Raw genomic sequence first — 20,394 nt, forward strand, 5'->3', positions numbered from 1 at the left:
AAATTGGTGTTCTTCCTGACCTGCGGCAAACTCCGTCCATTCAAAACGCAAGGGATGCATGTGGAAAACATTTGCCGGCCTGGGAGGAAAAAGCTATGGAAATCAATAAGGCGGACGTGGCGGAACTGGTAGACGCAAGGGACTTAAAATCTCCCGGCGCCACTGAAATTACTCATCTTTCCGATCTAACGCGGGCAGGCAATCCGCACGAAGCGGGTGGAGACCCGGCCGTATTGTCTAACACGCCGCCGCCTCTTCTCTCTCCGGAAACACACTTTCGCATCACTGCAGCTTAGTCGCCGTATAGTCGCTCGGCTGTCGATCGAGTTCAGGAGCAGCCCCGAAGCGTCGATGTACGACTGCAGCGAAGGGCGGACGGCGGGGTTGGACGGATCGCTTAGTCACGTGGGTTCGTACCTAATCCGCGGATCCGCATCTGCCAGTTCCTCGCGATCAAGGTCAGAACACGTTGTCTTCGAGAAGATGTATCCGACCTCCACCGCCCCCATACCAACCTCGCTTTTCATCCGGGCAACAAGGTCCTTATCCTGAAGGTGATGCTCTTCGGTATCGAGGATCGCTCGAAAGCTTTAACCGGCCGGGCGCGAAGGTCTCGGAAGGCTTGCGGCAGGACTATTGGCGGCAGGGACAGGCAACCGGAGTGCTCGCCGCCTATCACGCGATCGGTGCTTTCTCGGAAACTGATTTCCGCGACGACCTCAAGCAGATCACCGTCCCCGCGCTGGTGGTGCACGGCAGCGACGATCAGATCGTCCCGCTGGAGATCTCTGCGAAGTTGACCGCCAAGCTCATCCCGCAGGCCAAGCTCGTGGTTTACGACGGCGGGTCGCACGGCTTGCTGCATGTTGACAAGGACCGGCTGAACACCGATCTGCTGGCGTTCCTTCGCAGCTGATACTGCATTTCGAAAGGTGGAGGACCGGGTCAGAACTCCGTCCCCCCCTCGCAGCGCTCAAATAGCCGTGTAGCGAGCAACGTGGCGCCGCCGTCCGTCAAAGCCGAGCCTTCGGGTAACCACGCACACGGGAAATAAAAGATGAGTTCGGACAAGTTTCTGGTCACCGGCGCGACGGGTGAGACCGGCCGCTGCACGGTCCAACGCCTTCTCGAAATGGGACGCGCTGTCCGAGCATTGGTGCATAAGGTGGATAACCGCGCCGAAGCGCTTCGGCGGGCGGGAGCGGAGGTCGTTGTCGGTGACCTCTTCGAGCACGATGATGCAATTCGGGCGACCGCCGGCACCACCGGCGCCTATTCTGCTACCCCGTTCGCCCCGGTATCATCCAGACGACGGCCTATTTTGCCGACGCGGCTAGGCGCGCCGGACTCAAGGCCGTGATCAACATGTCGCAGATCTCCGCACGGGAAGATTCCAAAAGCCATGCGGCACGCGATCATTGGATCGCCGAACGGATCTTGGACTGGTCAGGTGTTCCGACCGTGCACCTGCGACCGACCTTCTTCTCGCAATGGCTGCTCTATCCGTTTGCACGCAAGACGATTGTCGAGCAGAGCATCATCGATCTCCCCTATGGCGCTGGACGCCATGCCCCGATCGCGGCCGAAGATCAGGCACGTCTGATCGCTGCGATCCTGGTAGAGCCGGCCGCGCATGTCGGTAAGACCTACACGCTCCATGGCCCAACCGAGTTGGACCAGCCAGGCATCGCCGCCGCCATCAGCGACGTGCTCGGCAGAAAGATCAGCTATCAGCCGCTCACCATCCCCGAGTATCGCCAGCGCCTCGAAAACTTCGGCTTGCCCGAGTTTTTGATCCAACATTTCTGCGCGATTGCTGTCGACTATCAGAACGGCATCTTCTCGGGCGCCGACAAGATCATTGCCGAGGTGACCGGCGTGCCGCCCATGACCGTGCAGAACTTCGTCGCGTCGCATCGGGCCGCCTTCGATAGTCTCGGCGCGGCGGCGTGACGGCGACCTCGGCGGCCCCGAAGGCCGTGGATCCCTCGCCGTCGCTCAACCGCAACCGAACCTTCCAGAAGAAGCAGGTTGACGATGAACGACGCTTTCGCAATTCCACCAACCCAAACCAAGGAGCCCACATGACTGCTTCCATTGAAGCCTACGACAAGGCGATCGTTAACCGCCAACCAAATTTCGACGAGCGCAAGACCCGATCTGAATTCCGGAAGGTCATTCCCAATCTCATGACAATTGTGGTCCACTGCTTCGACCCGCGCGTGACAGGAGGTATAAGGCATTTGTAGATTTGAATCGCGCGCAGCTTTCCACGGTGAACGGCTAGGCGCCCCTTCCCCGAGCCTGATTCCCAACTGATAAGCGCTCTACTTATTCCCTGTCAGTCACGAGATGCTCTGTGCCTATGAACGGCCGCCAATAGCGGTCGTTCTTATCGGCGCAACAACGCTGATAGTGATGTGTGGTCTAACGATCGGCGGCCACCCCATCACTGATGACGCTTCCCGCAGCAACTGGTGGAAACTCGTCACGAGACGGATACTCCGCACCAGCGCATTAATACCTTCGCAAAGCCGAACGGCGCCGGCGCCGGGCATTGCTTGCGCAGTCTCGGCCCTCCGTTGTCGGTCTCGCCGAAAGCCGGCCAACATTTCGACTGACGCCCACGCGCCGTCTACTTTGCAATGCCCGACCCTTTTGAATTGCTGCCATGCCGGTCCAACGGTTTGACCGGGACCTTGCCCTGTGAAGCGCGAGCGTGCTGGCGGAGCCCATCTGCCAGGATCTTCAGATCCTTCGTCCGCCCGCTCACCAGCAGATCCGAAAACTCCCGCGCATCGATCGATGAAATCGCGCGCGTCTCGGGTGGCGGCATCAACCAACGCCTCCAGGCGCGCCGCATCAAACGAAAGAATACGCGCGGTTTCCTCATTTTACGTCCGACGCGGAAGCCTCCTTATGAGCGATCAGTGAGACGGGTGAGCCAGGACCGATCTTCTGCAGATTGCCTATAATGACACGGTCGTATTCGGCAATACCTTTGACGCTCACGGAATCTCCATCCGTCGGCCCCAGCGTGACTATCTTCTGTTCGGCTTTGCTGTCCGGGCCGACGATGTAGACATATTTTCCGAGCTGGCTCGATCCCAGGGCAACCTGCGGCACGAGGAGAGCGTCAGGTTCATCGCGAACGTGCAGGCGAACACGCACGTACTGGCCGGGTAGAAGCGTGAACTTCGGATTCGGCACGGTCGCCCTTGCCGTGATCGTTCCGGTCGTGCGGTCGACGCCGTTGTCGATGAAGGTCAGTTCACCCGAATAATCCATTGAGGCATCGTCGGGCAAGGACACTTTGGCAACCACCTTGTGAGCGCTACGCGCCGTCTGGATAACGCCGAGATCCCGTTCGCTCGGATTGAACGTGACGTAGAGAGGATCGAGTTGAACGAGCGTGTTGAGCGTGAAGCCGGATCCGCCAACCAGCGTGCCCACAGGAGCGCGATTGCGGCCGAGGCGCCCTGAAAATGGCGCGCGGATTTCCGTATAGGCGAGATTGATCTCGGCGGAGCGGACCGCGGCACTGTCCATTGCGACCGACGCCTCGCTTTGGCCCAACGTGCTGGCGCGCTGGTCGTAGTTGTCCTTGGCGAGGAAGCCGGTCTTCACCAACTCGTCACCGCGGTTGAAGTTCGAACGCGCGTATCCGAGCGCGGCCACATTGCGCTGCGCCTGCGCCTTGGCCTGGTCGAGAGCTGCCCGGTAATCGCGGTCGTCGATCTTGTAGAGCAGTGCCTCGCCCTTCACGTCGGCGCCGTCGGCCGTCGGTTGCGACTGGATGTATCCGGCGACCTTGGCCTGAAGCGAGACCTCGCGGATCGATTCCGTGCGAGCGGAGTATTCGAGGTAGACCGGAATTGTTCGCTTGACGACGGCCGCAACGGGAACCGGCATGGAGGGAGGGCCCGCCGGTGCCGCTGCGGCAACTTCCCCGGTGCGGACCGAATAGGCGGCGATGGCAGCGCCGACGCAAATGATGGCGGCGCCACCGAGCAAGAATTTCGAGGCTTTCATGGGATATTCCTGATTTTTTACTCGGCCGCGATTTTGTGCAGCTCGGATACATTGGAATTTTCGTCTGAATGGCCGCGCTCCCGCAGGCCTTCGATGACGGCGTAGAACACGGGCACGAACAGCAGCGTCAGGATCGTCGCGGCGAGCATGCCGCCGAAAACTGTCGTCCCGATGGATTGCCGGCTGGCCGCACCTGCCCCGCTCGCTATCATCAGCGGCACGACGCCGAGTATGAATGCGAATGCCGTCATCAGGATCGGCCGAAGCCGGAGACGGGCAGCTTCCATCGCGGCGTCCACGATGGTCAACCCTTCCTGGCGCCGACGCTTGGCGAACTCAACGATCAGAATCGCGTTCTTGGCGGAAAGGCCGATCAGCATGACGAAACCAATCTGAGAATAGACGTCGGTCTGCAGACCGCGCACGAAGAGCGCCAGGAACGCACCGAACAGCGCCAGCGGTACCGCGAACAACACCATAAACGGCATAGACCAGCTCTCATACTGCGCCGCCAGGATCAGGAACACGAAGACGATCGCCAGCACGAACACGACCGTGGCGATCGATCCCGCCTTCAGTTCCTGATAGGTAATGCCAGTCCATTCGAATGCGAAATCGCGAGGTAACGCGATCGCAGCGGCCCGCTCCATCGCCGTAACCGCTTGTCCCGAACTGTAGCCCGGCGCAGCGCCACCGTTTACAAGCGCGGAAGCGTAATTGTTGTAGTGCGGAACAGTCTCCGGACCGACGATGGGCTTGAGCAGGCCGAGTGTGCTCAACGGAACCATGCTGCCGCCGGCATTACGGACATAGAGTCGGTTAAGATCTGTCGCCGCCGCCCGCGAATCCTTGTCGGCCTGCAGGGTCACGCGGAAGGTACGCCCGAACAGGTTGAAGTCGTTTACGTAAAGGGATCCGAGGAATATCTGCAGAGTATTGAACACGTCAGGCACGTTAAGCCCGAGCAGTTTCGCCTTGGTACGGTCGAGGTCGTACTTGAACTGAGGCGTCGACGTTGAGAACGAACTGAAAAGCTGCTGAGGATTCAGTTCGGGCTGTTTGCGTGCTTCCGCGATCAACGCCTGCGTCGCTTGGTTCAGGGCAAAGCTGCCCCTGCCCGTCAGGTCCTCCACCTGAAACTCAAAGCCGCCTGTAGTACCAAGACCTGGAATTGACGGCGGATCAAAGCTGAGCACGAACGCCTCGGGAACCATGAGAAGCTTCATGCGGACATCGGCCACGATCCGTGAGGCCGTCTGGGAAGGCGGTCGCTCGTCCCATGGCTTGAGAATCCCGAACTCTACCGCCGAGTTCGACTGGGCCGCATTGGTGAGGAAGTTGAGACCGCTGATCGATCCGACTATGTCGACCCCGGCGGTACTTTCCAGGATTCCCCGCACCTTCTCGGCGACGGCATCCGTGCGCTGCAGGGAAGCGCCGTCTGGAAGCTGGATCACGACAAAGAAATAGCCCTGATCCTCGACCGGCAGGAAGCTCGATGGGATGCGCTGCGAAAGAAAGTAGGTTGCTCCCAGAACGGCGACGAACACTGCGAGGACGGCCCATCTCCATCCGATCAGCACTCTCACGAACTTTGCGTAACCGTGAGAAAGACGATCGAACCCGGCATTGAACCAGCGGAATGGCGCGAAATTGCCCGGCGACCGGTGGCGCAGGAACGCGGCGCTCAACGCCGGACTCAGCGTCAGCGAATTGAATGCCGAGATGCCGACCGAGATCGCAACCGTCAGAGCGAATTGATTATAAAGACGTCCGGTCACGCCGGGAATGAACGCCACCGGCACGAAAACCGCCATAAGCACGGCGGTCGTGGCGATGATCGGTCCCGTCACTTCGGACATTGCCGCCTGTGCGGCTTCCAGGGGTGAAAGGCCGTTTTCGAGCTGCCGTTCGACGTTCTCCACCACCACGATTGCGTCGTCCACCACCAGACCGATCGCCAGCACCATGCCAAGCAGGCTCAGCATATTCAACGAGAAGCCCATCACCTGCATGACGGCCAGGGTCGCAATCAACGAGACCGGGATGGCGATGGTTGGAATGAGCGTGGTGCGCCAGTTTTGCAAAAAGATGAAGACGACGAGGACAACGAGGGCCAGTGCTTCGCTGAGCGTTATGATCACGTCGCGTTTCGCCGCCTTGACGAATCGCGTCGTGTCATAATGCAGGCCGTACTCGATGCCTTTCGGGAAGCGCGTCGAGAGCTCCTCCATCTTGTCCTTGACGTGCTGCTGCAGGTCGAGCGCGTTCGAGCCCGGCATCTGGAATACGGCCAACACGACGGTCGGATCCTTGCCGAACACGGCGGTCGAGGAATATTGCAGCGCGCCGAGTTCGATACGGGCAATGTCCTTCATCCTGACTATCGCCCCGCTCGCGGGATCGGAACGCACCACGATATCGCCGAACTGATCGGGGTCGCTCAATCGGCCCGTCGCATTGACCTGCATCTCAAACGGGGTGCCTTCGGGCGCGGGGGATTGCCCGATCTTGCCGGCGGCGACCTGGACGTTCTGCTCGGCAACGGCCTGCTGGACGTCGACGGCGGTGATGCCCAGCTTGGCAAGCTTGTCCGGATCAAGCCAAATCCGCATCGAATAGCGCCTCTCGCCGAAGATTTGAACGTCGCCGACGCCGGGGACGCGCTTCAAGGGATCGACCACCTGAAGATAGGCGTAGTTGCTGAGCGCCACCGGATCGACGGAACGGTCTGGCGAGACCAGATTCACGATCAGGACGAAGTTCGGATTCTGCTTCTTGATGATGACGCCGCCCTGATTGACGATCGGCGGAAGCGAAGCCGCCGCTTGCGCCACGCGATTCTGCACGTCGACCGCGGCAATGCTGAGCGGATATCCGACATCGAACGTCACCGTGATGGTCGAGGAGCCGTCGTTGGAGCTCGAGGACGACATGTACGTCATCCCCTGCACGCCGTTGATCTGCTGTTCGAGCGGCGTCGTCACGGTGTCGGCAACGACCTGGGCGCTCGCTCCCGGGTACGCCGCGCTGACGACGACCTGGGGCGGCGTGATGTCGGGAAACTGCGAGACCGGCATCAGAAAATAGCAGATGGCCCCGGCCAGGACCATGATGACCGCGATCGACGAAGCGAAGATCGGACGATGAATGAAGAAGCCAACCATGGAACCGGCCCGATCTTGACCCGAACTATCGATAGATGTTACTCTTCGGTAACGGTGACATTACCGACCGGTAACACCGCGGTCAAGCGGGACGGCACGTCAATATTCCTTGAGGAAACCAGATGTCCGAAGCCCGTTCCGACGTTCTGCGGCCACGCGAGCGAATTCTCTTGGCGGCCAGGGATCTGTTTCATCGGCACGGCATCCGCGGCGTAGGAGTCGAAACAATCGCGGAGGCGGCCGGCACCAACAAAATGACTCTCTACCGTCACTTCGACTCGAAGGACGATCTCATCGTCGCCTATCTGCGCGGCGTCGCCGTCGAAGTCGATGAGATGTGGCGGGATTTCGAGCGCGACCATCCTGGCGACATGCAGGCTCAGTTGAAGGCCTGGCTGATCTGTGCGGAAGAGTGTGTGACATCAGACGAGCGCGGCTGCGATCTCGCAAATGCCGCCGTCGAACTAACCGCGGACGGTCACCCGGGGCGCCGCATCATCGAAGAATTGAAGACCGAGCACCGCAATCGCCTCGCTTCACTTTGCCGCCGCGCCGGCATCTCGCAACCGGAAGTACTGGCCGATACCCTCACCCTTCTCCTGGAAGGCGCCCGCGTCAGCCGTCAGGCCGCCGGCAGCAAAGGTCCGAGCGCTAAGTTCACCGCCACCGCAGAGGCCGTTATCGCGACCTTTCAATCCAGGACGAAGGTCGGTCCCAAATCGGGCCCGCGCAAGCGAACGAAGTGAACCGAGGTCCCGCACGCTAAAGCAGGCGCACTCCGGAGCGGACGTGGACGCGATTAAACCAGTTTTCTCGCTTCACCAACCACTCGGAGGTCGATCCTGTTAATCAGATCCGAACGGAGCCTCGGCGGCGCTCATTGCGGCCATCGTCTGTTGCAAGTACTGACGTTGGATCCGAGCGACACGATTCCGCCTAGCACCACGGCAATCGATCCGATCGCGACGACATGATTGGATCCGAATAGGCCGAGCATCGTAAAGAGCAGCAATGCGACGCCGCCAGCGATTGCCGCCTTGGAAACCAATATAATCTTTCGGCATCCTCGGAGACCTCGGCAAGCATCGAGAAATACTTCCAGGGGTTCGTGAACGTTCGGGATGGCGCGCTGCTCGGACCATGAAACCCTTGGCTTCGCGAGCCGAAGTTCGGCAAGCCGGTATGGGAATTGACTAAGGCGATGGTCTCGCAGCCATCACTCCCAGCGACGGTGCGCGAATTCGCCATACTGGCGACTGGCTCGCAGCCCGATAGCGATCGATGCCACCATTGCGACTGACTGCGGCTAACCCCTCAAGCCATCTTTCGAGGAACATCGTTCAACGACCGGGCTTCGCGACCGGAAATCGTCCAAGGCGTTAAGGAACTGGCTCCCGCTTGACCAATGCCCAATGACCGCCGAAGGGATCGGTAACGACTGTGACGGGATCCATCTGATGAGCTCTTGTAAGTCCGCTGCCGGCCTGCTGTGCGGCGCGAGCCATACAATCTGGATCTTCAACACGTAGTATGACCGCAACAAAGGCGGATCCAAACTCCTCAGCGATTGAAGAGAGCAAAGGCCGCTCAATATCGCCTTCCGAAGAGATAGCGAATCCAATACGTCCGATCGTGAAGCCCAGCCGAAACACCTTGCCGTTATGCGTTTCCTGCCGGAACGTTTCGTCAGCCCCGAAAACGCCTCGATAGAATTTACCCGCCTGCAGGACGTTCGGCACTCGGACTTCAAATCGTCGTTCGGGCCCCGCCCGTTCCCAATCGATCAGCATCCCGTTCAAACTCGCTTGGAGCATTGGGCATTGATCCTCCTTGTCGAGCGTCGTCCCTGATCGGACGCGTCGCGTAATGTTATAACATTACATACAAGAGATCAATCAGCTTGGGTGCGCCCTGGCATTGCTGGCTTCCGCAACTATTTCCATTATTCGATGGATTGATGGGGCATTGATGGGCAACCGAGCGTTCGCAAGGAGCGGCACCAATGGCCACATGTACCGAGAAACACCACGCCAACCACACTCACACGCATGGCGCGAACTGCGGACACACTGCGATTCGCCACGACGGTCATGTGGACTATCTGCACGATGGCCATCTCCACCACATGCACGAGGATCACGTGGATGAACATGTCATCGCGGTCAGCGCAACAAATCCCTTGCAATGCACGCCTCAAGTCCACTGCTCGCACGCGCACGGTCCAAACTGCGGACATCAAGCGGTGCCGCATGGTGACCATGTCGACTATCTTGTAGACGGCCGACTGCATCATCCCCATGGTGATCATTGTGATGATCACGGGCCCGTGCAGTTAGCCTGAGATATGGTGATCGAACCACCTGGCTTCATTTCGGTTTGATGGATTGCTCGCTGGTAGGCCGAAATGACACTTCGGCATGGGTCAGTTTGTGCTGCGGCCGTAGTAGCTTTTCAAGAGCCGATAGTGGCGTCCGGTCAAACCATATTCCTGGCGGAGGCAACTATCGCTCCTGCAAAATGTTGCACGCCCGTCACATCGCAGAAGTTCGAAGTGTAGCCTGATCAAGCGCGAATTTCGAAGAAGGTCGCAAAGTAGTGACCGGCGCGCGGTGAATGATCTTCACACATGCGGATGACAGCATTGCGAACCTCTGGCGGCAGACCTTCGATTCGCTCCGAATTCCAAGGATCGTCGCGGCCAATCGGACTGCCGCGAGCGAGTGCGATCGGTTGATTGCTAAAAGAAAGCAAGGCGACGCCGGCAGCGATTGCTGAATGTCGCATGTGAAAAAGTCCGCATGCCAGCACCCGTCCCCCGGAGGAAGGTTGCATTCGCAACGCATAGACTATCAGGGATGCCAACGACCGCTAGGGTCAATAAATTGTCCGATGGTATGTGCGGCGCATCAATTTGATCAACTTGCTGGCCGTTCCGGGTCATTCGCGTCATATGCAATGACGCGCACCCAAAGCCTGTGACCTGAGATTGGATACAAACAATGTTCGTTTCATTTTTCCCCCGCCCGAAACTGTTCTTTCTGTCGGCCATCATCTGGACGGCGCTGGCGATGGCGCTCTGGTATGGCTTTGCCAGCAATCTCATCGGGCCGTCTGCGAACGGAGGTGTCGGCGTGGAGATATTCTGGTCGGCACCGTCGCTTTGGTTCGACCTCTATTTTGCGCTTTGCGTCGCAATCTTCGCCGGCGCCTGGATGGTGTTCGCGCCGCATCGCTGGGCGCCGTGGTCCATCCTCGGTTCCGCGCTGATCCTGTTCACCTCCTATTTCCAGGTCCAGGTCAGCGTCGCTATCAACAGCTGGTACGGGCCGTTCTACGATCTCGTCCAGGCCGCGCTTTCGAAATCGAAGCCGGTCACAGTCGAGCAGTTCTACAGCGAGTTGTCGACCTTCGCTGGCATCGCCCTGGTCGCGGTCGTGGTCGGCGTGATGACGCGGTTCTTTGTCAGCCACTACATCTTCCGCTGGCGGACCGCGATGAACGACTTCTACATCGCACACTGGCCACAACTCCGCACCATCGAGGGCGCCTCGCAGCGGGTGCAGGAGGACACCATGCGGTTTGCGACCACTATGGAAGGTCTCGGCGTCAATCTGATCAGTGCCGTGCTGACGCTCTTGGCCTTCCTGCCGGTTCTCATGAGGCTCTCCAGCAATGTCACGGAGTTGCCGCTGATCGGCTCGATCCCCTATCCCCTGGTATTCGCCGCAGTGATCTGGTCGGTGCTCGGCACCGGCGCGCTGGCGCTGATCGGCATCCGGCTGCCCGGGATCGAGTTTTTCAACCAGCGGGTCGAAGCGGCCTTTCGTAAGGAGCTCGTGCTCGGCGAAGATGATCCGACCCGCGCCGATCCACCGACCGTGAGCGAGCTGTTCGGTGCCATTCGCCGGAACTACTTCCGGCTTTACCTGAACTTCATGTACTTCAATATCGGCCGCATCGTTTATTTGCAGACCGACGTCATTTTTCCCTACATCCTGCTCGGACCAACGATCATTGCGGGCAAGATCACGCTCGGTTCGATGAACCAGATCCTGAACGCCTTCACGCAGGTCAGAACCTCGTTTCAGTATCTTGTTAACTCGTGGAGCACGATCGTCGAACTGATTTCGATCTATCAGCGGTTGCGGGGTTTTGAGGCCAAGATCGGCGGCGAACCTCTGCCTTCGATTGAGACACGGACGGAGCCAAAGTCGTTGTGATAGTCGTAGGGTGGGCAAAAAAAGCTAATGACCGACCAAGCAGTTCGCCGAATTGCGATTGCGCGAAAGCCGCATGATTTGCCAAGTTTCGCTGTTGATCGGAAGAGCCTGCGCACCGGCAAGACAAGCCCTTGGCATAGAAACCAATCGAATGAGTTGCCAGCGGTGCGGGTGACGTTTTGCAGCCAAAGAGCTCTTTGGCTCCCAGCTTTGGATCATTGGGGTTAGGCAGCGGCTTCGGATCAACACTGCCTGTATCCTGGCAAGGAGCGGTCGTCGCGGTCAAATCCGCGATGGGCAAGGCCAGCTAACGCGAAGAGGCGTTGGTGCATCCGATTGACCTGATCACACCGAATATTTAGGGAAAACCTCAGGGAGGTAGCGCAGATAACGCAGCGGCCAGTTCGGCCATTTCAACTTCAGGAATGGCCTTGTGAATTCTCGCGATACGGGGACTCTGTCCCACCCTCAATATGGCAATAATCGTTTCGGTATCGGGGCAACCGGGTTCCCGACAGTTGAGTTCGGTCACCGAGACAGTTACGTCGTCGGAAAGCTCGAGACAGCTTCGTGTTTCGGCTTTGATGCGATCCACCGCCTCGCGATATCCAGGTTTAGGCCTGCGGGCGAGCGGGTTGAAAAATCCGGTCATTGCAGCCCTTCAACATTGAGGTAAACAAGCTCCGGTTTGTGGTACCGAAGCCGAACAAACATTCTGCGGAGGGCGAGATCGCTCACTGCGGCACTCGCTTTCGCGGGCATGGCCATCGCGCTCAAGCCCTGCACGCTTCAAATCCCTCGCGTAGGACATCCTTCGGCAGATTGCGGCCGATGAATACCAGCCGGCTTTGACGTTGTTCGGTGTCCTTCCAAGGCCGCTGGTGCCCTCCTCCATCAGCATATGCACCGCCTGAATGACAAACCGGTCGTCGTCGCCGCGCATGGCCAGAACACCCTTGGTGCGCAGAATATCGGGTCCCAGGCGCTGGATCACATCGGAAATCCAGTTCAGGAATTTCTCCGCAACGAGGGGGCGATCGCTCACCAATGACAGGCTACTGACATCGTCGTCATGATCGTGATCATGGAAATGATCGAGAAAATCAGGCCAACTCCAACCGCGAATGGTTCCAGGAAGGATGGAACTTCGCCCGCGAGAAAGCGCCGTTAGAGGTGCTGATCCCGATGATGCTCGTGCGGCATTGCGGCCTGCGACTTGACCGGCAAAGCCATGCGCTATTACGCGCGCGAGAACAAAAAGATCGTTATCCTCCCGATGATGCAGGAGCTGCAGGATTTCCTGGCCGAACTCAAGGTGCAGAGGGCTGACGGCATGATCACCGTCAGAGACGACGGAGCGCTCTGGCTTAGCGAGAAGGAGATGCAGACCCGAGTGAGCCATTGGCTGCGCGACCAGGAACGGGCTGGCCATGTCGGAAAGGGAACGACGCTGCACGGCCTCCGGGTATCCTACGCCGCATGGTGGCTGCGCAACGGCGCCACCGTTGCGGAGGTGACCGACCTGATCGGCGACCTGTCGGAACGCATAGGCAGGCACTACACCCGCCACGTCGAATCCGAGATCAACATCAACCGCGCCTTTAAGCGCGTTCAGGACAAGACGTGAACAGGCTTTCCACCGAAAGTGTCTAACGCGACGGATTGGCTGTCTAACATTTGCAGGTACGGGGCGAAAAGGCTATGGAAATCAAAGTCGCGGACGTGGCGGAACTGGTAGACGCAAGGGACTTAAAATCCCTCGATGGCAACGTCGTGTGGGTTCGAGTCCCACCGCCCGCACCAGAGGTTGGCTGGTCCAATGTCGCAGGTTCCGTGACTCGCAAGGCGCATCCGTGCAAGGCGATTTGCGAATGCCTCCGGGCAGCTCCCTCGGTGCAAGTCGAGGGGGCTTTTCTTGAGCTGATCCCGATGTGACGCGACCTATGATTTTTGCGCAATGCCATTTCGCTGAGCCGCGACCCAGCGTAATTCGCAATCAGAGTATGGCAGAAATTAACGCGACGGCACCGAAGCCGGCACCCAGTGCAGCCCATTCGTGCTTCGTGACAGCCATCGCAGCTACGACAACAAGGCAGCCGACAAGAGTTGGCCATCCCCCTTGCAAGGTAGCTGCAGCAATAAACGCTACGAACAGATTGCCAGGAGCCAGGCGCAATACAAGCGGCAAACGAGCGCTTTGCGGCAGGGCACTTGCCGCCAGAAAGCCACCGGCTCGCATCGCATAGCTCGCTGCTCCGATCGCGAAGACGATGACGAACAGCCACCACTCAGGCATCGTCGCTACCCCACGTACCAACCAGCGCACCTGCACCACCTCCTATCAACATCGCCCAACTTGGGCTAATCGTACTGGCTGCGGCAACTCCGACGGCTGCAGAAACGGTCCAAGGCAGCAAATTTTGCCAACCGCGCCATTGCGTGTGTAGGAGCGCAGCGACAAACGCGAGCGGTAAGAAGGCCGCCGCGACCGCCAACGGTCCATGCGGCTTCAGTGGCAAGGCATAGCCGAGAGCGGTCCCGCCAATCCAGCCGATGGCCATCGGCAAGCTGGCCCCCAGGAGATAACCAGCATCGCGTCGGCCGCGCTCGGCCTCGGCCACAGTCATCAACCACGATGCATCCGCCAGCAGGAACAATATCGGAAGCATCACGCGTCGGGGCACGTCTGGAAACAGTTGACGGAGATGTGCTCCCATCACGAGATACCGCGCGTTCGTCGCCACGCATGCGACGACCATCGCCGCGATCGGGGGCGGCAAGGCCCACATGCCCAGCGTTACAGCTTGTGCCGTCGCGGAATAGACGACCAAACTGAATAGCACCGCAGGTGTGAAGCCAAGTTCCAAGCCGCGATAGGCAACGCCCATGACAATCCCCGCTACCCCATTGCTCGCAATGAAAGGAAGTGCCGCCATGAAACCCCGCCGGAACGCGGTTACGGTGCACGGGGATTCGGATGAGGTTGCCATTCTTGTGGTCATGTCCATTCGATAATAAAATGTATCGAGAGCGCGCTCGACGGGCTCATGCGAAACGCAAATGCAAGAATAGCTTTTGTAGACTCTTCCGAAAGGTTGGACGATCAAGTCGTCGGGGCACGGCGCAGCGGGAGGAGGGCCCGCAGCCGGCCATCGCGCAGGTAGAGACCGCCCCAAGCAAGAACGCCGACATAGACCCCGAAGAGGACTTGGCTGAAAAGCGGATCCTCCAGCCGTACTTTGCTGGCGACCGCGCCGCCCAAAAAACCCGTCAGAAGGATGGCGCCGAGAACAGCGGTTCGTGGTATTGCGTACAGAATAGCGCAAGCAAGACATATAATTCCGAGGGGGCGTATGACATCCACCGGATAGCCAATTCCGACGGTGGCATTCACCACTGGCGTGATCATCATCAGCTTCGTGACGCCATCGAACAGGAGGAACACCACCACGATGCCGCTCATGATCCAGCCAATCCAGATCATTGATCTTGCACTTGTCGCAGTTTGAGATTTCGTCGTCATGCAAGTGCCCTTTGGTTGAGTCGTGCGTGATGAGAAGATGCTGGTTTGTGCGAAGTCATTTCACCTTGAGACGCTCTGCAATACGATCCGCGCCCATGCCGATCATCTTTGCGAAGCCCATGCTGACAGAGATGTCCCGTTCGGCGATCGAATCGAAGCGCGCGACGAGCGTCCACTTTGTCTGATTGCCATGCTCTTCAAGCGTAACCGTACTGACCGCCGTAGGCGGAGCCGGCTTGCGGTTCTCATCCTTGATCGTCTTCCATACGAGCCGTTCCGGCTCGACGACTTCCAGAAATACACTGTTGATTGTGAACTGTGCGCCGTTGGGAGCCTGCATGACGTGCCTCCAGATGCCGCCTGGCCGCAGGTCCATCTCGCATACCGGATTTGTAAACCCCGGGCCGCCGTACCAGTGCACGACGTGCTTGGGATCTGTGATCACATCCCAAACGAGGGTGCGGGGTGCATCGAACATGCGGGTGACGATGACCACGGGTTCATCGAGCGAACTGGCGTCAATAATGGATGTCACTGGGATGTTCCTTTTTTGATTCTATTTGCCGGGTGGCTCGCAGTGGCAGGGCTAGCTTCCTTCGTCTTTGAAGCCTTGCCGCTGCATGGACGTTAAATATTCGCCTAAGCTGTCGAGGCTTCGGTCCCAGAAGCGTCGATAGCCTTCAAGCCATTCGACGACACCGCGAAGTGGTGCAGCTTCAAGGTGGCAGGGGCGCCACTGAGCATCTCGACCACGCGAAATCAGCCCTGCCGTTTCGAGCACCTTGAGATGCTTTGAGATCGCCGCAAGGCTCATGTCATAGGGCTCGGCCAGTTCCGTCACGTTTGCGTCGCCAGTGGCCAAACGGGCAAGGAGCCCTCGCCGCGTCGGATCGGAGAGAGCAAATAACGTTGAGCTAAGCGGATCTGACGGCATGAATTTAACTCATTAGTTGATAACCTATAGGTTAAATACAGAAAATTGGTACTGTTTGCAAGGGGTAAAAAATTGTTCTTATGCAAAGCCCAATCTCCGCAGATTAAGCGGAGAATGGGGTTGCATTTGCGGAGATAGGCGCCAATGTTCTCCGCAAAAGGTGCGGAGAATGGCGAAATATATCCACGAACTAGCGAATTGGCCGGCTTTCAGGTGGGATCGGGATTTCCTGGCCCACCCTCTTGCGGCGGTCCGGTTGCGGCAAGGGACGCTTATCGGACGCATGCAAGCGCTGGGATTCCCGCAGCAGGAAGAGGCGGTTCTCGCCACCCTGACCGAGGACGTCCTCAAATCCAGCGAGATCGAAGGCGAAATCCTCGACAAGGACCAGGTCCGGTCATCCCTCGCCCGCAGGTTGGGGATGGAGGCCGGCGCATTGCCGCCCGCCGACCGCAATGTCGAAGGCGTCGTCGAGATGACGCTCGACGCGACGCAGAGGTTCAGGGCGGAGCTGACCCCTGAACGACTATTCGGCTGGCACACCGCGCTTTTCCCGACGGGACGCAGTGGCATGAGGAAGATCGTCGTGGGCGCGTGGCGCGACGGTTCGGCGGGGCCGATGCAAGTGGTCTCCGGACCGGCTGGGCGCGAGCGCGTGCACTACGAAGCGCCCGGGGCCGGCAAGCTCGAGGCGGCAATGAAAGCGTTCATCGAATGGTTCAACGCGCATGAGAAGATCGATCCCGTGATCAAGGCTGCGCTTGCGCATCTGTGGTTTGTCACCATTCACCCGTTCGAGGACGGCAACGGACGTATCGCGCGCGCCATCGCGGACATGTCGCTTGCGCGTTCGGAGAACAGCCCGCAACGCTTCTACAGTATGTCGGCACAAATCCGCATCGAGCGGAAAGCCTATTACGACATGCTCGAACGCACGCAAAAGGGCGATCTCGATGTAACGCCGTGGCTCGAATGGTTCCTGGGGTGCCTGGATCGCGCCTTCGATGGAGCCGAAACCATCCTTGCGGCGGTGCTGCAAAAGGCCGAATTCTGGCAGAAGCATCGCGGCGCCAAAATCAACGAAAGGCAACGCGATATGCTCAATCGCCTGCTAGACGGATTTGAAGGCAAGCTGACTTCGAGCAAATGGGCGCTCAGGGAGAAATGCTCGCCGGACACGGCGCTGCGCGACATCACCGAACTCGTCGCGCAGGGTATTTTGAAGAAGGACGAGGGAGGCGGGCGAAGCACAAGCTATTCCCTTGCCTGACGGATGCCTTCCGGGTTGGCTTCGCCAATCGCCCGCTACCCCTTCGCAAACACCACCACTCCGTTCGCCGGAATCACGATGGCCGCCGACGCGGCAAATCCGTGCATTCCCCTGCCCTCCGCAACGACGCCACCGCCATTGCCGGCGACGATCGGATTCACAAAATGGTCGTAGGCGTCGCTGTTGAAGCGCTCCTGCCAGAGGCCTTGTGACGGAAAGCCGATTTCGTAAGCGTACCACGTCGTCTCCGCGAAGGAGGCGACCACGATGATGTCGTCGCCGCTTCCCTCGCGCCAGCGGTGATAGGCGATCACGCGGTCGTGGTCGGAGCAATGGAAGGCGCGGACCTTGTCGCCGCGCAGCGCCGGCAGTGCGCGGCGCAGGTGGATGAGGTCTGTTGTGAATCGCAGATGATCCTGCATGGTGGAATCGGGATCGTCGAGGCCGCTCCAGGACAAAAGGTTCGGCCCATTCGGCAGCACGTCCCAGGGTTTTTCCTCCAAGAATTCCTGGCCCATGAAAATCTGGGGGATGCCGGGCGCGGTCAGCAGGATCGCATTCGCGACGCGGCTGCGGCTGCGTGCGTACCAGGATCGGTGATTGGAGCCGTCGGCGAGCGCAGGCAGCCGCGGATCGCGGCCGGCGAGCACGAGGTCATGGTTCTCGACGCAGGTCACCGCGCGCCAGCCGTGGTCGAAACCGGGCGGGTAAAGTGCGGCCGCGATCGCCGACATCGAAATGCCGGCATTCGCTCCCCCTGACGCCGCACCGACCGCGCCGCGCAGCGCGCCGCGAAGACCATCGTGCTGCACCACGTCGAAGCCCATGCCGCCGGATGCCGCTGCTGCCACGACCGGCGCGGCCGAGGCCGGAATGTCGGCAAAACGGCCGGGCCAGAATTCCGCGTTCTGCAGGATGCCGTTGCGCAAGGCCCGCAGGTTCGAGGTCAGCGCGCGGCAGAATTCCCAGCCGCTGCCCTGGCCGGTCGAGATCAGCGTCGAGATCTCGTCATAGCGGAAACCGTCGGCGTGAAACTCCCCGACATAATAGCGCGCATTGTCGATGAGGAAATTTGCCACGTCCTGGTTCCACAGCGCGAACGCGAGGCCGCCGGTGCCGCGGTCCTGGTCGGTGAAATAGAGGCTGTCGTTGTTGTTGCCGCGGTTGATGCGGCGGTCGATATAGTACAGGCAATTGTCGTCCAGCTTGCCGTCGACCGAGAATCCGCCAGCGTGGTTGTAGACCACGTCGAACGTCACGGCGATGCCGTGGATATGGCAGAGGTCGACCAGCGCCTTGAGCTGTCCCGGTCCGGACTGGATGTCCGCAAGCGCAAGACCGGGCTTTTGCTTCGTTGCATAGAGCGCGTTGAGTTTGGTCAGATACGCCGGCAGGTCCGAAACCGCGATATAGGGAAAGTCCGGCGAGAACAGGTCGGCGCCGCCATAGCCCATGTTCGGATTGCACTCCTGCTCGTCAATCGGCAGCGGCTGCAGCACATTGACGCCGAGACCGGCGAGATAGGGAATCTTCAAGGCGACGTCGAGGAAAGTCGAGCAGACGTTCGCCGTGGAAATCGCAAAGGTCCCGACATGGAGCTGGTAGACGACCATGTCGGAGAAATCCGGCGTCACGAAATCGCGGTCATGCCAGGGAAATCCATCGGCCGGGCGCACGATGCCAAAGCAATTCGGAAAGTTTGGCGGATCGAGTTCACGGGCACGCGGGTCGCGCTTGTAGCCCGAGGAGCCCTTGCCCTCGACCCAGAACCGATAGCGGTCGCCGTCGCGCGCGCCGTCCTGGAATCCCGTCCAATAGCCGCGCGCATCCTTCTGCAACAGACGGTCATCGCTGAGCGCTTCAAAGGCCTGTCCGCCAAAGATGCCGTGCAGATAGACAGCGTCGGCTTCCGGCGCCCACAGCCGGAAGCTGGCGCCGCCGGCGCCCAGCGTCGCCCCGGCCGGCGTCTGCGCGGAAATGTTGGCTTGCGAAAGCACGGCCTGCTCGAGTCACAAAAGTGTCATCACATCGTAAGGCTTTTCAGCGTCGCACAAGTGCGGGCTGCCGGCCAGCGCGACCTTGCTTTCGCCGGCGCCTGACATCAAAATTTCACTTTCGCCGGGTGGACCGCACGAGCACGCAAATCAGAGATCAAGCCATGGCCGCGCTGGAAAAAATCACCGTCGCTCCCGCCCTCACCTTCGACGCCCTCGTCGCGGGTGAGCCCGGCGCGCCACTGGCGCTGCTGCTGCACGGCTTCGCGGAATCCATGCATTGCTGGCGTGCGCAGGTCGAAGCCCTTTCGGCCGCGGGCTATCGCGTGGTCGCACCGAGCCAGCGCGGCTATTCGCCGGGCGCGCGGCCGGATCCGAACGATGCCGCCAGCTATCGCATCGAGCGGCTGATGGACGACGCGATGGCGATCGTCGACGCCGCCGGCTATGGCGGGCAGCGCTTCCATCTCGCCGGCCATGACTGGGGCGGCAGCATCAGCTGGGCGCTGGCGGATCGATTCCCCGACCGGCTCGCCTCGCTCACGGTGCTGTCGCGGCCGCATCCCAACGCCTTCAACCGCGCGCTGCTCGCAACCGATGTCGATCAGGCTCAGCGCTCGCGGCATCACACGGCGTTCCTCGAGCCCGACGCCGCCGATGTCGTGCTGGCCGACGATGCGCGATGGCTGCGCGAGCGCCTCGCGGCCAATGGCGTTCCGGCGGCCGCGATCGCGCAACACATCGACGTGCTCGGCAACAAGGCGGCGATGGAAGCAGCCCTCGCCTGGTATCGCGCGCGCGGCGCGATCCGTTCGCCGCTGGGACCAATCCGCGTGCCGACGCTCTATATCTGGGGCGACGCCGACGACACCGTCGGCCGCATCGCCGCCGAAGGCACGGTCGATTTCGTCGCCGCGCCCTATTCCTTCGAGGTGCTGCCCGGCGTCGGCCATTTCGCCGCGGACCAGGCGCCGGACCGCGTCAACCAATTGTTACTGCAGCATCTCGCGGCTTATCCGGTCTGACGGTTCGGCGCGCGGAACCTGGCCGTCGCCAAAATGTTGTCCCGCAGCAAACGGAGCAACACGACATGGCCAGCGACACCAGTCCCGAGCGCGCGGCGCCGGCGCGCGAACCGCGCAAGGGTATCCATTCCATCCCGGCGTCGCCGCAAGGCGGCCCGCCGAATTTCAGCGACGGGCCGGAATCGCCGCGCAGCAGCCACTGCTGAGCGGGCTCCCTCGCATCATCGTC

At 60.0% G+C, this 20,394-nt stretch carries 22 protein-coding genes, 1 tRNA gene and 5 pseudogenes; 12 read left to right on the forward strand and 16 right to left on the reverse strand.

What is annotated here, in order from left to right; genetic code table 11:
• Positions 1-95 precede the first annotated feature (95 nt).
• The 4 genes and pseudogenes from B5525_RS45040 to B5525_RS38600 all read left to right on the forward strand — a co-directional run bounded on the left by B5525_RS45040 (position 96) and on the right by B5525_RS38600 (position 2,249).
• Positions 96-296 carry a hypothetical protein gene (locus B5525_RS45040; RefSeq protein ID WP_154073707.1) on the forward strand — a complete coding sequence of 67 codons (201 nt, stop codon included), beginning with the start codon at positions 96-98 and terminating at the stop codon, positions 294-296.
• 365 nt (positions 297-661) lie between these two features.
• On the forward strand, positions 662-916 hold the full coding sequence (locus B5525_RS38590) for an alpha/beta fold hydrolase (RefSeq protein WP_244567728.1): 255 nt from the start codon (positions 662-664) through the stop codon (positions 914-916).
• A gap of 141 nt (positions 917-1,057) precedes the next feature.
• A pseudogene (locus tag B5525_RS38595) lies at positions 1,058-1,953 on the forward strand (NmrA family NAD(P)-binding protein).
• On the forward strand, positions 1,950-2,249 hold the full coding sequence (locus tag B5525_RS38600) for a hypothetical protein (RefSeq protein ID WP_079571344.1): 300 nt from the start codon (positions 1,950-1,952) through the stop codon (positions 2,247-2,249). The pseudogene B5525_RS38595 and the gene B5525_RS38600 overlap by 4 nt, the downstream one beginning before the upstream one ends.
• A gap of 386 nt (positions 2,250-2,635) precedes the next feature.
• On the opposite strand, the gene B5525_RS38605 is transcribed toward B5525_RS38600, so the two are convergent.
• Genes B5525_RS38605 through B5525_RS38615 form a run of 3 tightly spaced genes read right to left on the reverse strand, consistent with a single transcriptional unit; the run spans position 2,636 to position 7,199 of the window.
• Entirely contained in the window at positions 2,636-2,836 is a 201-nt protein-coding gene (locus tag B5525_RS38605) for a hypothetical protein (RefSeq protein WP_154073708.1), read from the reverse strand.
• Between the two features lie 53 nt (positions 2,837-2,889).
• Positions 2,890-4,032, reverse strand: a complete 1,143-nt coding sequence (locus B5525_RS38610) for an efflux RND transporter periplasmic adaptor subunit (RefSeq protein ID WP_079571348.1) — start codon at positions 4,030-4,032, stop codon at positions 2,890-2,892.
• Positions 4,033-4,049: 17 nt separating this feature from the next.
• The gene (locus B5525_RS38615) at positions 4,050-7,199 is read right to left on the reverse strand and encodes an efflux RND transporter permease subunit (protein ID WP_079571349.1); all 3,150 of its coding nucleotides are present in this window, start codon (positions 7,197-7,199) and stop codon (positions 4,050-4,052) included.
• A 122-nt stretch (positions 7,200-7,321) separates the two neighbouring features.
• Here B5525_RS38615 and B5525_RS38620 point away from each other — a divergent pair, with 122 nt between their 5' ends.
• Complete coding sequence (locus B5525_RS38620; RefSeq protein ID WP_079571351.1) at positions 7,322-7,945, forward strand: TetR/AcrR family transcriptional regulator; 624 nt, start codon at positions 7,322-7,324, stop codon at positions 7,943-7,945.
• Positions 7,946-7,998: 53 nt separating this feature from the next.
• On the opposite strand, the pseudogene B5525_RS48095 reads toward B5525_RS38620, so the two are convergent.
• A pseudogene (locus B5525_RS48095) lies at positions 7,999-8,262 on the reverse strand (hypothetical protein); the annotation flags it as partial.
• 30 nt (positions 8,263-8,292) lie between these two features.
• Here B5525_RS48095 and B5525_RS46945 point away from each other — a divergent pair.
• Positions 8,293-8,463: pseudogene (locus B5525_RS46945) on the forward strand (carboxymuconolactone decarboxylase family protein); the annotation flags it as partial.
• 115 nt (positions 8,464-8,578) lie between these two features.
• On the opposite strand, the gene B5525_RS38630 reads toward B5525_RS46945, so the two are convergent.
• The 3 genes from B5525_RS38630 to B5525_RS46950 all read right to left on the reverse strand — a co-directional run bounded on the left by B5525_RS38630 (position 8,579) and on the right by B5525_RS46950 (position 9,983).
• Complete coding sequence (locus B5525_RS38630) at positions 8,579-9,013, reverse strand: VOC family protein (protein WP_079571353.1); 435 nt, start codon at positions 9,011-9,013, stop codon at positions 8,579-8,581.
• 128 nt (positions 9,014-9,141) lie between these two features.
• Entirely contained in the window at positions 9,142-9,519 is a 378-nt protein-coding gene (locus B5525_RS45695; protein ID WP_172900060.1) for a hypothetical protein, read from the reverse strand.
• A gap of 242 nt (positions 9,520-9,761) precedes the next feature.
• Positions 9,762-9,983, reverse strand: coding sequence for a hypothetical protein (locus B5525_RS46950; protein WP_244567729.1), 222 nt, complete (start codon positions 9,981-9,983; stop codon positions 9,762-9,764).
• 215 nt (positions 9,984-10,198) lie between these two features.
• Between B5525_RS46950 and sbmA the strand changes: the two genes are divergently transcribed.
• Complete coding sequence (gene sbmA, locus B5525_RS38645; RefSeq protein ID WP_079571356.1) at positions 10,199-11,419, forward strand: peptide antibiotic transporter SbmA; 1,221 nt, start codon at positions 10,199-10,201, stop codon at positions 11,417-11,419.
• Positions 11,420-11,470: 51 nt separating this feature from the next.
• Here sbmA and B5525_RS45045 read toward each other — a convergent pair.
• From B5525_RS45045 to B5525_RS46955, 3 genes and pseudogenes are all read right to left on the reverse strand, one after another.
• A pseudogene (locus tag B5525_RS45045) lies at positions 11,471-11,726 on the reverse strand (penicillin-insensitive murein endopeptidase); the annotation flags it as partial.
• Between the two features lie 63 nt (positions 11,727-11,789).
• On the reverse strand, positions 11,790-12,071 hold the full coding sequence (locus B5525_RS45050) for a nitrate reductase (RefSeq protein ID WP_154073709.1): 282 nt from the start codon (positions 12,069-12,071) through the stop codon (positions 11,790-11,792).
• Between the two features lie 121 nt (positions 12,072-12,192).
• A pseudogene (locus B5525_RS46955) lies at positions 12,193-12,464 on the reverse strand (GTP-binding protein).
• A 171-nt stretch (positions 12,465-12,635) separates the two neighbouring features.
• Here B5525_RS46955 and B5525_RS46965 point away from each other — a divergent pair.
• Positions 12,636-13,046, forward strand: a complete 411-nt coding sequence (locus B5525_RS46965) for a tyrosine-type recombinase/integrase (protein ID WP_079571357.1) — start codon at positions 12,636-12,638, stop codon at positions 13,044-13,046.
• A gap of 89 nt (positions 13,047-13,135) precedes the next feature.
• Positions 13,136-13,222: transfer RNA gene (locus B5525_RS38660), tRNA-Leu, on the forward strand.
• Positions 13,223-13,415: 193 nt separating this feature from the next.
• Here B5525_RS38660 and B5525_RS38665 read toward each other — a convergent pair.
• The 5 genes from B5525_RS38665 to B5525_RS38685 form a co-directional block, all read right to left on the reverse strand.
• Positions 13,416-13,715 carry an AzlD domain-containing protein gene (locus B5525_RS38665; protein ID WP_079571359.1) on the reverse strand — a complete coding sequence of 100 codons (300 nt, stop codon included), beginning with the start codon at positions 13,713-13,715 and terminating at the stop codon, positions 13,416-13,418.
• Positions 13,708-14,307, reverse strand: a complete 600-nt coding sequence (locus B5525_RS38670) for an AzlC family ABC transporter permease (RefSeq protein WP_172900062.1) — start codon at positions 14,305-14,307, stop codon at positions 13,708-13,710. The genes B5525_RS38665 and B5525_RS38670 overlap by 8 nt, the downstream gene beginning before the upstream one ends.
• A 215-nt stretch (positions 14,308-14,522) precedes the next feature.
• Complete coding sequence (locus B5525_RS38675) at positions 14,523-14,900, reverse strand: DoxX family protein (protein ID WP_197687984.1); 378 nt, start codon at positions 14,898-14,900, stop codon at positions 14,523-14,525.
• 97 nt (positions 14,901-14,997) lie between these two features.
• Positions 14,998-15,477, reverse strand: coding sequence for an SRPBCC domain-containing protein (locus B5525_RS38680; protein WP_244567731.1), 480 nt, complete (start codon positions 15,475-15,477; stop codon positions 14,998-15,000).
• A gap of 51 nt (positions 15,478-15,528) precedes the next feature.
• The gene (locus tag B5525_RS38685; RefSeq protein WP_079571364.1) at positions 15,529-15,876 is read right to left on the reverse strand and encodes an ArsR/SmtB family transcription factor; all 348 of its coding nucleotides are present in this window, start codon (positions 15,874-15,876) and stop codon (positions 15,529-15,531) included.
• A gap of 169 nt (positions 15,877-16,045) precedes the next feature.
• Between B5525_RS38685 and B5525_RS38690 the strand changes: the two genes are divergently transcribed.
• Positions 16,046-17,146 carry a Fic family protein gene (locus B5525_RS38690; RefSeq protein WP_079571366.1) on the forward strand — a complete coding sequence of 367 codons (1,101 nt, stop codon included), beginning with the start codon at positions 16,046-16,048 and terminating at the stop codon, positions 17,144-17,146.
• Between the two features lie 35 nt (positions 17,147-17,181).
• On the opposite strand, the gene B5525_RS38695 is transcribed toward B5525_RS38690, so the two are convergent.
• Positions 17,182-19,143, reverse strand: a complete 1,962-nt coding sequence (locus tag B5525_RS38695; protein WP_079571367.1) for an alpha amylase C-terminal domain-containing protein — start codon at positions 19,141-19,143, stop codon at positions 17,182-17,184.
• Positions 19,144-19,304: 161 nt separating this feature from the next.
• Between B5525_RS38695 and B5525_RS38700 the strand changes: the two genes are divergently transcribed.
• Both B5525_RS38700 and B5525_RS45060 read left to right on the forward strand, forming a co-directional pair.
• Positions 19,305-20,165: an alpha/beta fold hydrolase gene (locus tag B5525_RS38700; protein WP_079571369.1), complete on the forward strand. Its 861-nt coding sequence runs from the start codon at positions 19,305-19,307 to the stop codon at positions 20,163-20,165.
• Between the two features lie 65 nt (positions 20,166-20,230).
• Complete coding sequence (locus tag B5525_RS45060; protein ID WP_154073711.1) at positions 20,231-20,371, forward strand: hypothetical protein; 141 nt, start codon at positions 20,231-20,233, stop codon at positions 20,369-20,371.
• Positions 20,372-20,394 lie beyond the last annotated feature (23 nt).

Origin of the sequence: Bradyrhizobium erythrophlei (assembly GCF_900129505.1) — a bacterium.
GTDB lineage: Bacteria > Pseudomonadota > Alphaproteobacteria > Rhizobiales > Xanthobacteraceae > Bradyrhizobium > Bradyrhizobium erythrophlei_D.

What these genes read in the sequence shown, in the direction of transcription:
- B5525_RS45040 (WP_154073707.1), top strand. Translation starts at nt 96, where the DNA reads ATGGAAATCAATAAGGCGGACGTGGCGGAACTGGTAGACGCAAGGGAC.
- B5525_RS45050 (WP_154073709.1), bottom strand. Translation starts at nt 12,071, where the DNA reads ATGACCGGATTTTTCAACCCGCTCGCCCGCAGGCCTAAACCTGGATAT.
- B5525_RS38700 (WP_079571369.1), top strand. Translation starts at nt 19,305, where the DNA reads ATGGCCGCGCTGGAAAAAATCACCGTCGCTCCCGCCCTCACCTTCGAC.
- B5525_RS45060 (WP_154073711.1), top strand. Translation starts at nt 20,231, where the DNA reads ATGGCCAGCGACACCAGTCCCGAGCGCGCGGCGCCGGCGCGCGAACCG.
- B5525_RS38605 (WP_154073708.1), bottom strand. Translation starts at nt 2,836, where the DNA reads ATGCCGCCACCCGAGACGCGCGCGATTTCATCGATCGATGCGCGGGAG.
- B5525_RS38670 (WP_172900062.1), bottom strand. Translation starts at nt 14,307, where the DNA reads ATGGGCGTTGCCTATCGCGGCTTGGAACTTGGCTTCACACCTGCGGTG.
- B5525_RS46950 (WP_244567729.1), bottom strand. Translation starts at nt 9,983, where the DNA reads ATGCGACATTCAGCAATCGCTGCCGGCGTCGCCTTGCTTTCTTTTAGC.
- B5525_RS38630 (WP_079571353.1), bottom strand. Translation starts at nt 9,013, where the DNA reads ATGCTCCAAGCGAGTTTGAACGGGATGCTGATCGATTGGGAACGGGCG.
- B5525_RS38665 (WP_079571359.1), bottom strand. Translation starts at nt 13,715, where the DNA reads ATGCCTGAGTGGTGGCTGTTCGTCATCGTCTTCGCGATCGGAGCAGCG.
- B5525_RS38685 (WP_079571364.1), bottom strand. Translation starts at nt 15,876, where the DNA reads ATGCCGTCAGATCCGCTTAGCTCAACGTTATTTGCTCTCTCCGATCCG.
- B5525_RS38610 (WP_079571348.1), bottom strand. Translation starts at nt 4,032, where the DNA reads ATGAAAGCCTCGAAATTCTTGCTCGGTGGCGCCGCCATCATTTGCGTC.
- B5525_RS38615 (WP_079571349.1), bottom strand. Translation starts at nt 7,199, where the DNA reads ATGGTTGGCTTCTTCATTCATCGTCCGATCTTCGCTTCGTCGATCGCG.
- sbmA (WP_079571356.1), top strand. Translation starts at nt 10,199, where the DNA reads ATGTTCGTTTCATTTTTCCCCCGCCCGAAACTGTTCTTTCTGTCGGCC.
- B5525_RS38620 (WP_079571351.1), top strand. Translation starts at nt 7,322, where the DNA reads ATGTCCGAAGCCCGTTCCGACGTTCTGCGGCCACGCGAGCGAATTCTC.
- B5525_RS38690 (WP_079571366.1), top strand. Translation starts at nt 16,046, where the DNA reads ATGGCGAAATATATCCACGAACTAGCGAATTGGCCGGCTTTCAGGTGG.